Origin of the sequence: Rhodoplanes roseus (assembly GCF_003258865.1) — a bacterium.
Lineage (GTDB): Bacteria > Pseudomonadota > Alphaproteobacteria > Rhizobiales > Xanthobacteraceae > Rhodoplanes > Rhodoplanes roseus.
The window spans coordinates 8,641-21,539 of sequence record NZ_NPEX01000091.1; the positions used below are offsets into that span (position 1 = coordinate 8,641).

Here is a 12,899-nt window from a genome sequence, read left to right on the forward strand (position 1 = left end):
CAGCCCGCGCCCCGGAATGACCACGTTGTCTTTGCCGAGCACACCAAGCCCGGTCCGGCACCTTCGGGGAGCGCCCCACTGATGCGCCCGCTCTCGCAGGACGACATCGCGCCGACCCCGTGGCCCGTCACCACCGGCATGAACATTCTGGTGGTCGGCGTCGGCGGCCAGGGCGTGCTGATGATCTCGAAGGCTCTCGCGCTGATGGCGCAGCGTCGTGGCTTCGCCGTGAAGCAGAGCGAGGTGCACGGCATGGCCAAGCGCGGCGGCATCGTGTTCAGCCATGTGCGCTTCGCCGAGCAGGTGTGGTCGCCGACCATCACCAGAGGCGAGGCCGACATGCTGGTCGCGCTGGAATGGGCCGAGGCGCTGCGCTGGCTTGATCACCTGCGGCCCGGCCGTGGCGTCTTCATCGCCGACACGCGACAGATCGTGCCGCCCTTCGCCTGCCGCAGCCGCAAGCGCGGCGCCCCCTCCGGCTACGCCCGCGAGACGCCGGCCGAGATCGTCGGCCGCCACGCCGACGGCTGCGCGCTCGACGCCACCGGCATCGCGACGGCGCTGGGCGATTCACGCGCCGCCAACACGGTGCTGCTCGGCCGCCTCTCGGCCTGGCTCGATTATCCGGTCGCCGAGTGGCACGACGTGATCGCCGCGATCGTGCCCAAGGGCACCCGCGAGATCAACCGCAAGGCGTTCGACGCCGGGCGCGGCTGGACGCCGCCGGCGCCGGACGCCGACCCGGACCTCGTCGCGGCGGTGCCCGATGCGCTGCCGGATCGCCATGTCGGCGTCGCCATCGAGGCGGCGTGGTGCAAGGGCTGCGGCATCTGCGTGAAGCTGTGCCCGGAGCGCTGCCTGGCCATGGACGGGCCGAAGGCGATCGTGGCGACGCCCTCCGCCTGCACGGGATGCCGCGTCTGCGAATGGCTCTGCCCCGACTTCGCCGTCACGGTCCGCAACGAAGGAGTGCCGGCATGAGCACGCGGCTCACCGCCCTGCATGGCAACCACGCCTGCGCGCTCGCCGCGGTGGCGGCCGGCTGCCGCTTCTTCGCCGGCTACCCGATCACGCCGTCGTCCGAGATCGCCGAGCACCTGTCCTACGAGCTGCCCAAGGTCGGCGGCACCTTCGTGCAGATGGAGGACGAGATCGCCTCGATCGCCGCCGTGATCGGCGCCTCGCTGGGCGGGCTGCGCGCCATGACGGCGACGTCCGGGCCGGGCTTCTCGCTGATGCAGGAGAACATCGGTTACGGCGCGATGATCGAGGCACCCTGCGTCGTCATCGACGTCATGCGGGGCGGGCCGTCCACCGGCATGCCGACGCGGCCGGCCCAGGGCGACATCATGCAGGCGCGCTTCGGCAGCCACGGCGACCGTCCGGTGGTGGCGCTGGCGCCTGCGTCCGTGCAGGAGATCTACACCGAGACGATCCGGGCCTTCGATCTGGCCGAGCAGCTGCGCACGCCCGTCACGGTGCTGTACGACCAGGTGATCGCCCAGCTCCTGGAAAGCGTCGCCGTGCCGGAGCCCGCCACGATCCACGTCCACGAGCGAAAGTGGGCGAACGGCGCGGGCGCAGCGTTCCAGCCCTATGCGGCGGGTGAGGACGGCGTGCCGGCCATGGTGCGGCCGGGTGACGGGCATCGCGTCCACACCACCGGCCTCACCCATGCGGAGAGCGGCTTTCCAACTCAGGTGCCGCCGGTCGTGGACCGGATGATGCGCCGCCTGCTCGGCAAAATCGACATCCACGCCGCCATGCTCGAGCGCTACGAGACGCTGATGACCGACGACGCCGACGTGCTGGTCGTCGCCTACGGCATCACGGCGCGTGCCGCGCGGCGGGCCGTGATGGTGCTGCGCGCGGAAGGCCTGCGGGTCGGCTTGTTCCGCCCGATCACGCTGTGGCCGTTCCCGGAGGGGCCGCTGCGTCGGCTCGCCGGACAGGCACGCGCCGTGCTGGTACCGGAGATGAATGCCGGCCAGCTCGTCCTCGAAATCCAGCGTCTGGTCGCCGGCGCCGCCCCGGTGCATCCGCTCGGCCGCATCGACGGCGAGCCGATCGCGCCCGACCAGATCGTCGCCGCCGTGAAGGAGCTCGCCGTCCATGCTTGACGTCGCCCCGGCCACGCCGTTCGACCCGAAGGACTACCTGCGGCTGCAATACATGCCGCATTTCATGTGTCCGGGCTGCGGCCACGGAATCGCGTTGCGCGCGCTGCTCGCCGCCGTGCACGACTGCGGCATCGCCAAGGACGACCTCGCGGTGGTGTGCGGCATCGGATGCTCGGGCCGGGTCGGCGGCTATATCGACGCCAACACGTTCCACACGACACACGGCCGGCCGCTCGCCTTCGCGACCGGGCTCAAGCTGGCCCGGCCCGACCTCACCGTGGTGGTGGTGACGGGCGACGGCGATTGCCTCGCCATCGGCGGCAACCACCTGATCCACGCGGCGCGGCGCAATCTCGACCTCACCTGCCTGATGCTGAACAACGAGGTCTACGGCATGACCGGCGGTCAGGCCTCGCCGACCACGGCGGCGACGCGGCTGACCTCGACGACGCAGTCGGGCGCCATCGAGCCGACTTTCGACGCCTGCGCGCTGGCGGCGGCGGCGGGCGCCGGCTTCGTCGGCCGCGAGGTGACGCGCCAGGCGCCGGCACTCAAGACACTGATCGCCAGGGCGCTGCGCCACAAGGGCTTCTCCTTCGTCGAGGTGATGTCGGACTGCACCGAGGTCTACGGTCGCAAGAACGATCTCGGCGAAGCACCCGAGATGATCTTGAGCCAGAAGGCCGACATGCGGCCGGAGCAGCACAACGACGCGCCGAACCAGCCGTTCCGGCCGAACGCGCTGCCGACCGGCGTGTTCGTCGAGCGCGACCTGCCGGAATACGGTGCGCGGCTGCGCGCCCATGCGGCCATGATCCGCGGAGACACTGCGCGATGACAGACAGCATGGAGCGACGCGAGATCCGGCTCGCCGGCAGCGGCGGCCAAGGCCTGATTCTCGGCGCGCGGATCCTGTTCGAGGCCTTCGCCATCGAGGGCCGGCGCGCATCCCAGTCGCAGAGCTACGAGCCGACTTCGCGCGGCGGCTTCTGCCACTCCGACGTGGTGGTGAGCGAGGATCTCTCCGACTTCCCGCTGGTCACCGGCCTCGACGCACTGATCGCGCTCGACCAGGTCGGCTTCGACCGCTCGATCGCGCTGGCGAAGCCCGACGCGCTGGTGATCGTCGACACCCGCATCGATGCGCGGGACGCCGAGGGACGCCGGCTGCACCGGCTGCCGCTCACCGAGCGCGCCGTCGTCACCGGCAGCGGCCGCATCGCCAACATGGTGGCGCTCGGGGCGTTCGTGGCACTGTCCGGTTTCGTCCGCCCCAGCTCGCTCGACGAGGCGATCCGCCGCGAGACGCCGGAAAAATTCGCCGCCCTCAACGCCGCCGCCGCCCGCGTCGGCCTGACCATGGGCGAGACCGCCGCGGCGGCGTGAGGACGACAGCGGTGTGAGGCCCCTCCCCTCTTAGGAGAGCGGGAGTGCGTCACGCGTCGTCGTGTCCGATCTATCCCGAGCAGCTCTTGTTGGAGGCGGCGTCCGTGCCGGTGCTGGAGCGGCACTGGCAGCGCGGCGGGCGGTCGAGCATCGACACCGTCACGGTGGTGATGCGGTCCTTCTTGACCACCAGCTCGCACAAGACGGTCGGCTCGCCCGAGGTGGCGAAGGCGAGCTTGTGGGTGCCGACGCCCTGGCGGAGCACCGCCGACCCTTTCTTGATCGGGTCGAGCTTCACGGCGTCGATATAGAGCGAGGCGTGGGGCGGCGGCACCACCGGCATGGTGCGGATCTCGACATAGCCGGTCGAATTGTCGAGCTTGCAGGCGGCGAGCGCGACGACGGCCAGCCCGACGATAGCCGCCCGGACGGCGGCCGCCCGGACCGCCGGCAAAACCTTGCGCATCGTCAGACCCCCGGCGGCTTCAGCCCGCCGATCAGGGACTTCAGCTTGGTGGAGGCGTCGCGGATCTCGCGGGTGAGGTTGCGGATCACCGCGATGGCCTCGGAGGCGCGGCGCACCTGCATCAGCTCGTCGATGAAGTCCTCGCGGGTCTGCAGCGTGCGCAGCAGGTCGGCGAACTCCTTGCGGGCGCTCTCCAGATCGTCGGTGGCGCGCTCGGTCTCGGCCACGAGCTTGCGCCACTGGTCGAGCAGGAACTCCTTCTCCTCGGGCTTGAAGCGGGCGTCCTGCTCGATCGCCTTGAGCTTGCTGCGGCCGTGCGCCAGGGCCTTGGCGCCGAGCTGCGACACCGTGCCGTTGTCCGAGACGGCGCCGAGCAGGCCGGCGACCATGGAGCGCAGCTCCTCGATCTCCTGGCGCGCCTTGCCCACGTCGTTCATCTCGTCGATGGTGCGGGCCGAATCCTCGATCCGCTTGCTGAGGTCGGGATAGCTCTTCTTCAGCTCCTCGACCTGCTTGGCGTATTCCTCCACCGGCGTGACGGCGTCACCGCCGCCGGACCCGGAGGACTGCGCACGGACCGGGCCGGCGACCGCCACGGCCAGCGCGAGCGCAAGAAACACGGCTAGCCGCGGACGAAACACGACGGCGGCGAGAATTCGGAGCATGGCGCGGGCCTGGCGAGCGAGCTGACGGAAGACGCGTGACGTTCCGCTACACTTGGGGCGGATCTGCGGCGCACGCAAGCCTTTGGCCAAGGCATCGCGTCACCCTCCCCCGGGCCACGCGGCTGCGCCGCGCCGGGAGGGTGAAGGACGCGGCGCCCTGCCCGCCGTCTCAGTTCTTCACCTTCGAGGCGTCCATCTTGACCGAGGGGTCGAGGAACTTCGTGGTGAACGCGGTCGCCGGGTCGAACGGCTTGTCCAGGCCGATATAGGTCTGCACCAGGTCGTAATCGCTTTTCAGGCGCGCCGCATCGATCCAGCCCAGCCCCTTCTCGGTGGTGAAGCCGTCGGTCATCAGCCACTTGATGCGCTCCCACTGGCGGAGCTGGGTGGCCTCGTCGAGGCCGGACACCCCCTCGGTGAGCGCCTTCAGGCAGGGTGCGAAATCCGCGACGCATTGGGCGAAGGCCGCCTGGGAGATCTTGACGAAGCTCTCCACTACGGCGGGCTTGGCCTGCAGGAAGGCGCCGTTGACGATGATGGCGTTGCCGTAAGGATTGATGCCGACCTGCTTCCACGGGAGATGGACGAGGTCGTCGCCCATCTCGATCACCTTGGTGTCGTGCTCGTTGAAGAAGTCGCTGATGATGTCGACGGTGCGGCCCTTCAACGCGGCGTTCTTGGCCTGCGGCGTGATGTTGACGAAGGTGACGGACGCCGGATCGATTCCGGCCGCCTTGGCGAAGGCCGGCCACATGATGCGCGCCGCGTCGCCCGGGGGATTGCCGATGCGCCGGCCCGAAAAATCCTTCGGCCCCGTGATGCCGGAGCTCTTGAGCCAATAGAAGCCCTGCGGCGAATTGGCGTAGACGACCATGACGGCGATCAGGTCGGCGCCCTTGCCCTTGGCGACCAGCGAGGTCGCCAGATCCGAGATGCCGAAGGCGGCGCCGCCGGAGCCGACCCGCTGGGCCGAGAGCGCGGAGCCGCGCCCGACGTCGATCGAGAGATCGATGCCGGCCTTCTGATAGAGCCCCTGCTGCTTGGCCCAGTAGTAGGCGGCGTGGTCCGCTGTCGGCACCCAGTTGAGGACCAGCGTGACCTTCTCCTGCGCCTGCACCGGAGAAAGGCCGAGCACGGCCGCCGTCAGCATTCCGCCGAGGTACAGCGCGACGCGGCGCCCGATCGTGCTGGTCCCGTTGTCGGTCGTCCCGGCCATCCTGCGATCTCCGCTGCTCGGACGGCGGCGCGCGGCCGGACGTCCTGGGTTGACGATCCGCAGCCTGGCGGAACGGCGAGCGCCCGCCGGGGCGTGCGAACACAGCTCGGGAACAGAGCCTGCGAAACAGCACCGGACGTCGACGATCCAGCACGGCTTGTGAAGGCGCCCCGGAATCGGTACCAACGTGACGAAAATCCGTCAATTAACATTCAACCGGTTGGTTGGTTCATTTATGGGCACGAAGCAGCGCGGCCCCGACCGCGGCAACCGGGCTTCCCGATCCGGCCGAAGCGACGGACCGACACCGGCCGAGCGACGAAGCGGTGCACGCGTCGCCGCGATGCCGTCCCGCACTGCGGCGGCGCGGCGCTCCGCCGCGGAGGCACCCGAGAAGACGGTACGCCGGACCCGCGATCCCGTTGCGACGCGCCGCGCACTCCTCGAAGCCGCTCGCCGCGAGTTCGCCGCCAAGGGACTCGCAGGCGCGCGGGTCGACGAGATCGCGGAGCGCGCCGGCGTCAACAAGCAGCTCGTCTATCACCACTTCGGCGACAAGGACGCACTCTATCTCGCGGTCTTGGAGTGGCTCTACGACGAGATCCGCGCGGCAGAGCGCGAGGTCGATCTCGCCGGCATGGCGCCCGAGGAGGCGATCGCCCATCTGATCGGCATCTCGTTCGATCACCTCGCGGCGCATCCCGATTTCGTCTCGCTGCTGACCGACGAGAACCGCCACGGCGCCGTGCATGTGCGCCGCTCACCCAAGCTGCCGACCATGCACTCGCCGCTGATCGCGCTGATCGCCTCGACGCTGGAGAAGGGCGCCGAGGCCGGCGTGTTTCGGCACGGCATCGACCCGATGCAGCTCTACATCTCGATCGCGGCGCTCGGCTATTTCTACTTCTCCAACCTCGCCACGCTGGCGACCATCTTCAAGCGCAGGCTCGACTCGCGGCCCGCCGTGACCGCGCGTCGCGCCCACGTGGTCGACCTGGTGATGCATTCGCTTCGACCGTGAAATCGGCGCCGCGGGCCTCGTTATCAACTATATGGTTGATTACCGGATCGCGGCACGGTAGATCCGACTGGCAGGCTCCGGGGCGACCGGGCGGCTTCGAACCCATCGGGGAGGCGCGGTGAGCGGACGCGGCGACGGCCAGACACCCGATGGGGTGATGCCCGGCCCTGTGGCAGGCGCCGGGCTCGACCTTTTTCCGGACGCATCGAACGACGATCCCGCCCGCGCCGCGGCGCGCCGGGCCTTCGCCGTAAAGGCCGCGACTGTCGTCGGCGTCCATCTCGGCGTCCTGGCGCTGTGGCAGCTCGCCGTCGTGCTGTTCGCGATTCCCGTCTTCGTGCTGCCCTCGCCGCGCGCCACGCTCGCCACCCTGGCGCAGCCGCATTACTCCTGGCTGCCCAACGTCTCCGTCACGGCGCTCGAGATCTTCGGCGGCTATCTGCTCGGCGTGATCGTCGGCGTGGTCGGAGCCGTCGCCTTCTCCTGGTTCCGGCTGGTCGCGGCGATCCTGCTGCCGCTGTTCGTCACGCTCAACATGGTGCCCAAGGTGGCGCTGGGTCCGCTGATCATCGTCTGGTTCAGCTACGGCATCGTGCCGAACATCCTGATCGCGTTCTCCATCTGCTTCTTCCCGATCCTGCTCACCACGGCCCGCGGCCTGAGCGAGGTCGATCCCGATCTCCTCGACCTCGTGCGCTCGCTGAAGGGCTCCCGCTGGCAGCTCTTCCAGAAGATCCAGCTTCCCGGCGCCCTGCCCTATCTGTTCTCGGGCATGAAGGTCGGCGCCATCCTGGCCGTCGCCGGCGCGACCGTCGGCGAGTTCATCGCCTCCGAACGAGGGCTCGGCTATCTGATGATCCAGGTGCAGGCGGGGCTCGACACCGCCGGCATGCTGATGGCCGTGATCCTGCTGACGCTGCTCGGCGTCGCGTTGTACGGGCTGGTGCTCCTGCTGGAGCGGCTGGTCGTCGTGCGCGACGCCCGCATCCAATGAGGCCCGCATGACCACGACCCCGGCCCCCGAAACCGATCTGCCGGAGCGCATCGACGACGTCGACGCCCTCGAGGCGTTGCTGTGCCGGCCGACGCCGGCGCTGGTCTCCGACCTCGCCGCCGTGGACGGCGACATCCTGGTGCTCGGCGTCGGCGGCAAGATGGGGCCGACCGTCGCCGGCCTCGCCAAGGCGGCTGCGCCCGGCAAGCGGGTGATCGGCGTCGCCCGCTTCAGCGAGCCGGGCCTTCGTGAGGGCTTGCAAGCGCGCGGCATCGAGACAATCGCCTGCGACCTCCTCGACGAGGCAGCGATCGACCGCCTGCCCGACGTGGACAACGTGATCTTCATGGCGGGCCGCAAGTTCGGCGCCGAGGGCGACCTCTCCCTCACCTGGGCCATGAACGTGTTCAGTCCGGCCCTCGTCGCGCGCCGCTTCCGGCACGCCCGCATCGTCGCCTTCTCGACTGGCTGCGTCTATCCGTTCGTCCCGGTCGACGGCGGCGGCGCCACCGAGGATCTGGCGCTCGATCCGCCCGGAGAATACGCCCAGTCCTGCGTCGGCCGCGAGCGCATGTTCTCCTATTTCTCCCAGCTCCACGGCACGCCCGGAAAGCTGTTCCGGCTCAACTACGCGATCGACATGCGCTACGGCGTGCTGCACGACATCGCGACCAAGATCGTCTCCGGCAAGCCGATCGACGTCACCATGGGCCACGTCAACGTGATCTGGCAGGGCGACGCGGCCGCCCAGGCGCTGCGCTGCCTCCGCCACACGACCGCGCCGACGAGTCCGATCAATGTCAGCGGTCCCGAGACGCTGTCGGTCCGCCGGCTCGCCGAGGACTTGGGCCGCCGACTCGGCCGTGCCCCGATCCTCACCGGCGCCGAGGCGCCGACCGCCTGGCTCAGCGACACCCGCGAGGCGCAACGCCTGTTCGGCCGGCCCGTCGTCGACATCGGTCGCATGCTGGACTGGACGGCCGACTGGATCGGGCGCGCCATGCCGAGCCTCGGCAAGGCGACCAAGTTCGAGGTGCGCGATGGCCGTTACTGACCTGGGCGTCGACGATCGGCTCGGGCCGCACGAGACGCGCGCGGCGCTCGCGCTGTCCGACGAGGCGCGCTGGAACCAGACGGCCGAGGACTGGTCGTTCTTCGGCACGGCCGGCCGGGTCTTCGCGATCCACAAGGACGGCCGACTGGTCGCCACGGCGGCGCTGCTGCCCCACCCGCCGCTCGCGGGCCGGCCGGCCATCGCGTGGATCAGCATGGTGCTGGTCACGGCGACGTGGCGCCGCCACGGGCTCGCCAGCGCGCTGCTGCGGCGCTGCATCGATGCGGCTGCGGACGACGGGCTCGTGCCGTTCCTCGACGCGACGCCGGCCGGCGCCGCCGTTTACGGGCCGCTCGGCTTCGCGCCGGTCGCCGACATCGTCCGCCTGCGCCGCAAGCGACCGGACGCGCCGGAGCGGACCGAGCCGGCCGCCGCGACGGCAGCCGGCCGCGACATGCTGCTCGCCTTCGATCGCCGCGCCCTGGCGGCCGACCGCGCGGCCTTGCTCGACGGCTTTCTGGCGCGCCCCGGCACCGTGCTGCACGCCCGGGACGGTGCCGCCTGCCTGGTGCGGAACGGGCGATGCGCCCGCCATGTCGGCCCGCTCTACGCGGCAGACGAGGCGAGCGCCGGCGCCTTGCTGGACGGCGTGCTCGACGCCGAGCCCGGGCCGCTGATCGTCGACTTGATGGCCCGACACGCCGGGCTGAAGGCGCGCCTCGCGGCGCAGGGTTTCGTCGAGGAGCGGTCGCTGACCCGCATGGTCCGCGGCGCCGCGGCGCTGGGCGACACCACCATCGCCTTCGCCACGGCGGGGCCGGAGTTCGGTTGAGTTTCATGTGCGGACGACGAGGCTGAGAGCGAGACCATGGGCCTGCACCGGAGCGAGCTGAGCGCCGACGTCCTGCGCCTGTTGATGGACGGCACCGTCATCCCGGCGCATCCGCTGGCGCTGACCGAAGACCGCGATCTCGATGCCCGACGGCAGCGGGCGCTGACGCGCTACTACATCGACGCCGGCGCGGGCGGGCTCGCGGTCGGCGTCCACACCACGCAGTTCGCGATCCGCGACGTCGGGCTGTACGAGCCGGTGCTGGGCCTCGCGGCCGAGTCGGCCCGCGCCTGGACCAGCCGTCCGCTGGTGATGGTGGCCGGCCTCGCCGGACGCACCGCGCAGGCCGTCGCCGAGGCGCGCGTCGCCGTGAGGCTCGGCTATCACGCCGGGCTCCTCAGCCTCGCCGCCCTGAAGGGCCGCTCGGAGGACGAGATCGTCGCCCATTGCGAGGCGGTGGCGGCCGAGATCCCGCTGGTCGGCTTCTACCTGCAACCGGCGGTCGGCGGCATGCGGTTGAGCGAGGGGTTCTGGCGGCGCTTCGCCTCGATAGACAACGTCGTCGCGATCAAGATGGCGCCGTTCAACCGCTATCGCACGCTCGACGTGATCCGCGGCGTCGCCGAGGCGGGCGCGCTCGACCGCATCGCGCTCTACACGGGCAACGACGATCACATCGTGCTCGACCTGACGCTGCCGTTCGACCTGCGGATCGACGGACGAGCCGTGCGCGCGTCGATCAAGGGCGGGCTGCTCGGCCACTGGTCGGTGTGGACGGCGAGCGCCGTGAAGCTGTTCGAACGCTGCCGGGCGGCGCGCGGGGCGGCGACGATCGACGCCGACCTCCTCGCGCTCGACGCCCGCGTCACCGACTGCAATGCGGCGTTCTTCGATGTCGCCAACGATTTTCACGGCTGCATCGCCGGCTGTCACGAGGTGCTGCGGCGGCAGGGCCTGCTGGCCGGGACCTGGTGCCTCGACAGGGCCGAAGGCCTCGGCCCCGGCCAGGCGGCCGCCATCGACCGCGTGCTGCGTGAGCATGCCGACCTGTCGGACGACGCCTTCGTGCGCACCAATCTGGCCCGGTGGCTGGCATGAGCGAGCTGTTCATCACCCTCCAGAACGTCCGCAAGGTCTACGGCAGCGGCCGCGCCGCCCATCTCGCCGTGTCGGACGTCACCATGGAGATCGCCGAAGGCGAGCTGGTGTCGCTGGTCGGGCCGTCCGGCTGCGGGAAATCGACCGTGCTGAAGATCCTGGCCGGCCTGCACGGCCACGAGAGCGGCATCGTGAAGATCGGCAACAGCGCGACGCCGTTCGATCCGGGTCGCGACATCGGCATGATCTTCCAGCAGGCGCTGCTGCTGAAATGGCGCACCGTGCTGGACAACGTGCTGCTGCCGGCCGAAATCATCGGGCTGCCGCGCAAGGCGAGCCGCGAGCGCGCCCGCGACCTGCTCGCCATGGTCGGCCTCGCCGGCTACGAGAACAAGTATCCGCAGCAGCTCTCGGGCGGCATGCAGCAGCGCTGCGCCATCGCGCGTGCGCTGGTGCACGACCCCAAGCTGATCCTGGCCGACGAGCCGTTCGGCGCGCTCGACGCCATCACGCGCGAGCAGATGCAGCTCGAGCTGCAGCGCATCTGGCAGCAGAGCCGCAAGACCATCGTGTTCGTCACGCACGACATCGCGGAGGCGATCTTCCTCGGCACGCATTGTGCCGTGCTGAGCGCACGCCCGGCCCGCATGGCCGAGTTCTTCGAGATCGACCTGCCGCAACCCCGCCCTTTCGACATCAAGACCACGGACGCGTTCGCGCAGTACACGCGGCGCGTCTACGGCAGGCTCGGTTTCTTCACCGGGCCGTGAGGCGCGGTGGCTCGCGGTGCGCGGCGGGCTCGTCCGCTGCTCCGCCCGGCCGCCAGAAGGCCAGCACGGCGCCCACGAGCGCCAGCCCGCAGCCGAGCAGGATGTCCTCCAGCCGCTCGACGATCAGGGCCGAGACCGAGCGCGGATCCGGCAGCGCCAGCCGGAAGGCGATCAGCAGCATCACGGCGATCAGCGCCGTCTGCAGCCAGAACCGGTGCGGCATCTGCAGCGGGATCATCGGCGCGATCGCCAGCACGACCAGGATCGACACCACGGGCGAGGCCAGCGTGTGGATCAGGACCCACGCCACCACCACGCCGACCGTGGTGCCGAACATGAACTCGACAATTCGCCGATAGGTCGCCTCGGCGCCGGGCAGCATGACGACCAGGGGCGCGACCGTGATCCAGATCGCCCGCGTCATGCCCAGCGCGATGCCGATCCACAGGCCGAGCGCCGCGACCGTCGCGTAAGCCAGAGCGAAGCGCAGCCATTCGTGGTGACGCACGAGCCGCGGCGGCGCGACGCCTTGCAGCGCCGGCATCGTTCCGAACCGCAGGTGATCCACCGTCCGGGCTATCGTGGCGACCGCGAAGGCGAGCCCGGCGAACCAGAAGTCCACCGGCGCGAAGGGCGGCATGCCGGCCGTGAGGCCGAGCGCGATGGCGCCGAAGCGGGCGCCGAGATGCGGGCCCTTGCCGTGGCGGGTCAGCCAGCCGGCCGAGAACAGCGCGACACAGAACACCGGCCAGAACGGATACTCGTAGCCGTGCAGGAGCGTGCCGACCGTACCGCCCACCACCATTCCGAGCGCAATCTGCACCAAGGCCAGCAGCCGAAAGCCGAGTCCGCGCTGATCCTCGTCGGCAAAGCTCGCCATCATGCCGATGAGCGCGCCGAGCAACGCCCCGCCGGGCTGCTGCAACAGCGTGCCGGCCGTGAATGGAATTCCGATCGAGGCGAGGAACAGCCACGAGCGCCGCATTCCGGTGGTGTCCGGGACGGCCCGGCGAGACAGGTCGCGAGCAGCCCGCCAGGCGCGACGCACCAGCGGCTTGCGGATGAACGGATGCCGCCTCGCGGCGTCGCGCGGACGCGCCGGCCGCAGCGGCACCGGATGGCGGTCGGGAGGGAGGAACGGCACGGATCGCGACGGGCTTCGCATGGTTCTCTTCGGACGTCGGCTCAGGCCTCGTCGGAGACACGGCGAGCACGCGTAGACAGGGACATCAGGATGTCGAACACAGCGGCGACGAGAAGCGCGGCCCGGAAACCGG

14 protein-coding genes are annotated in these 12,899 nt (G+C 70.4%); 10 read left to right on the plus strand and 4 right to left on the minus strand.

The window, feature by feature from the left end:
* Positions 1 to 81 precede the first annotated feature (81 nt).
* From CH341_RS14645 to CH341_RS14660, 4 genes are read left to right on the plus strand one after another with little or no spacing between them, the layout of a single operon-like run.
* A complete protein-coding gene (locus CH341_RS14645) occupies positions 82 to 981 on the plus strand; it encodes a 2-oxoacid:acceptor oxidoreductase family protein (RefSeq protein WP_111419749.1) in 900 nt (299 codons plus the stop codon).
* Entirely contained in the window at positions 978 to 2,120 is a 1,143-nt protein-coding gene (locus CH341_RS14650) for a 2-oxoacid:acceptor oxidoreductase subunit alpha (RefSeq protein WP_111419750.1), read from the plus strand. The genes CH341_RS14645 and CH341_RS14650 overlap by 4 nt, the downstream gene beginning before the upstream one ends.
* Positions 2,113 to 2,958 (plus strand): thiamine pyrophosphate-dependent enzyme, encoded by an 846-nt coding sequence (locus CH341_RS14655; protein WP_111419751.1) that lies wholly within the window; start codon positions 2,113 to 2,115, stop codon positions 2,956 to 2,958. Before CH341_RS14650 ends, CH341_RS14655 begins: the two co-directional genes overlap by 8 nt.
* Positions 2,955 to 3,506, plus strand: coding sequence for a 2-oxoacid:acceptor oxidoreductase family protein (locus CH341_RS14660; protein WP_111419752.1), 552 nt, complete (start codon positions 2,955 to 2,957; stop codon positions 3,504 to 3,506). Before CH341_RS14655 ends, CH341_RS14660 begins: the two co-directional genes overlap by 4 nt.
* Before the next feature lie 70 nt (positions 3,507 to 3,576).
* Here the strand turns inward: CH341_RS14660 and CH341_RS14665 are convergent, their stop codons facing one another.
* The 3 genes from CH341_RS14665 to CH341_RS14675 all read right to left on the minus strand — a co-directional run bounded on the left by CH341_RS14665 (position 3,577) and on the right by CH341_RS14675 (position 5,787).
* A complete protein-coding gene (locus CH341_RS14665; protein WP_111419753.1) occupies positions 3,577 to 3,972 on the minus strand; it encodes a hypothetical protein in 396 nt (131 codons plus the stop codon).
* 2 nt (positions 3,973 to 3,974) lie between these two features.
* Positions 3,975 to 4,637 carry a hypothetical protein gene (locus CH341_RS14670; RefSeq protein WP_146604480.1) on the minus strand — a complete coding sequence of 221 codons (663 nt, stop codon included), beginning with the start codon at positions 4,635 to 4,637 and terminating at the stop codon, positions 3,975 to 3,977.
* 169 nt (positions 4,638 to 4,806) lie between these two features.
* Complete coding sequence (locus CH341_RS14675) at positions 4,807 to 5,787, minus strand: ABC transporter substrate-binding protein (RefSeq protein WP_111419762.1); 981 nt, start codon at positions 5,785 to 5,787, stop codon at positions 4,807 to 4,809.
* 409 nt (positions 5,788 to 6,196) lie between these two features.
* Here CH341_RS14675 and CH341_RS14680 point away from each other — a divergent pair, with 409 nt between their 5' ends.
* From CH341_RS14680 to CH341_RS14705, 6 genes are all read left to right on the plus strand, one after another.
* A complete protein-coding gene (locus tag CH341_RS14680) occupies positions 6,197 to 6,874 on the plus strand; it encodes a TetR/AcrR family transcriptional regulator (RefSeq protein ID WP_111419755.1) in 678 nt (225 codons plus the stop codon).
* 157 nt (positions 6,875 to 7,031) lie between these two features.
* Positions 7,032 to 7,868 carry an ABC transporter permease gene (locus CH341_RS14685; protein ID WP_111419756.1) on the plus strand — a complete coding sequence of 279 codons (837 nt, stop codon included), beginning with the start codon at positions 7,032 to 7,034 and terminating at the stop codon, positions 7,866 to 7,868.
* Between the two features lie 7 nt (positions 7,869 to 7,875).
* Entirely contained in the window at positions 7,876 to 8,922 is a 1,047-nt protein-coding gene (locus CH341_RS14690; RefSeq protein WP_111419757.1) for an NAD-dependent epimerase/dehydratase family protein, read from the plus strand.
* Positions 8,909 to 9,754: a GNAT family N-acetyltransferase gene (locus CH341_RS14695; protein ID WP_111419758.1), complete on the plus strand. Its 846-nt coding sequence runs from the start codon at positions 8,909 to 8,911 to the stop codon at positions 9,752 to 9,754. The genes CH341_RS14690 and CH341_RS14695 overlap by 14 nt, the downstream gene beginning before the upstream one ends.
* 36 nt (positions 9,755 to 9,790) lie before the next feature.
* Entirely contained in the window at positions 9,791 to 10,852 is a 1,062-nt protein-coding gene (locus CH341_RS14700) for a dihydrodipicolinate synthase family protein (RefSeq protein ID WP_245431064.1), read from the plus strand.
* The gene (locus tag CH341_RS14705) at positions 10,840 to 11,622 is read left to right on the plus strand and encodes an ABC transporter ATP-binding protein (protein WP_111419759.1); all 783 of its coding nucleotides are present in this window, start codon (positions 10,840 to 10,842) and stop codon (positions 11,620 to 11,622) included. Before CH341_RS14700 ends, CH341_RS14705 begins: the two co-directional genes overlap by 13 nt.
* Here CH341_RS14705 and CH341_RS14710 read toward each other — a convergent pair.
* Positions 11,609 to 12,787, minus strand: coding sequence for an FUSC family protein (locus tag CH341_RS14710; protein ID WP_111419760.1), 1,179 nt, complete (start codon positions 12,785 to 12,787; stop codon positions 11,609 to 11,611). The two genes, CH341_RS14705 and CH341_RS14710, sit on opposite strands and share 14 nt — an antisense overlap.
* Positions 12,788 to 12,899 lie beyond the last annotated feature (112 nt).

Excerpts from the sequence above, each read along its gene's own strand:
- CH341_RS14650 (WP_111419750.1), top strand. The coding sequence starts at position 978 with ATGAGCACGCGGCTCACCGCCCTGCATGGCAACCACGCCTGCGCGCTC.
- CH341_RS14680 (WP_111419755.1), top strand. The coding sequence starts at position 6,197 with ATGCCGTCCCGCACTGCGGCGGCGCGGCGCTCCGCCGCGGAGGCACCC.
- CH341_RS14670 (WP_146604480.1), bottom strand. The coding sequence starts at position 4,637 with ATGCTCCGAATTCTCGCCGCCGTCGTGTTTCGTCCGCGGCTAGCCGTG.
- CH341_RS14655 (WP_111419751.1), top strand. The coding sequence starts at position 2,113 with ATGCTTGACGTCGCCCCGGCCACGCCGTTCGACCCGAAGGACTACCTG.
- CH341_RS14700 (WP_245431064.1), top strand. The coding sequence starts at position 9,791 with ATGGGCCTGCACCGGAGCGAGCTGAGCGCCGACGTCCTGCGCCTGTTG.
- CH341_RS14685 (WP_111419756.1), top strand. The coding sequence starts at position 7,032 with ATGCCCGGCCCTGTGGCAGGCGCCGGGCTCGACCTTTTTCCGGACGCA.
- CH341_RS14675 (WP_111419762.1), bottom strand. The coding sequence starts at position 5,787 with ATGCTGACGGCGGCCGTGCTCGGCCTTTCTCCGGTGCAGGCGCAGGAG.
- CH341_RS14710 (WP_111419760.1), bottom strand. The coding sequence starts at position 12,787 with ATGCGAAGCCCGTCGCGATCCGTGCCGTTCCTCCCTCCCGACCGCCAT.
- CH341_RS14690 (WP_111419757.1), top strand. The coding sequence starts at position 7,876 with ATGACCACGACCCCGGCCCCCGAAACCGATCTGCCGGAGCGCATCGAC.
- CH341_RS14660 (WP_111419752.1), top strand. The coding sequence starts at position 2,955 with ATGACAGACAGCATGGAGCGACGCGAGATCCGGCTCGCCGGCAGCGGC.
- CH341_RS14665 (WP_111419753.1), bottom strand. The coding sequence starts at position 3,972 with ATGCGCAAGGTTTTGCCGGCGGTCCGGGCGGCCGCCGTCCGGGCGGCT.
- CH341_RS14645 (WP_111419749.1), top strand. The coding sequence starts at position 82 with ATGCGCCCGCTCTCGCAGGACGACATCGCGCCGACCCCGTGGCCCGTC.
- CH341_RS14695 (WP_111419758.1), top strand. The coding sequence starts at position 8,909 with ATGGCCGTTACTGACCTGGGCGTCGACGATCGGCTCGGGCCGCACGAG.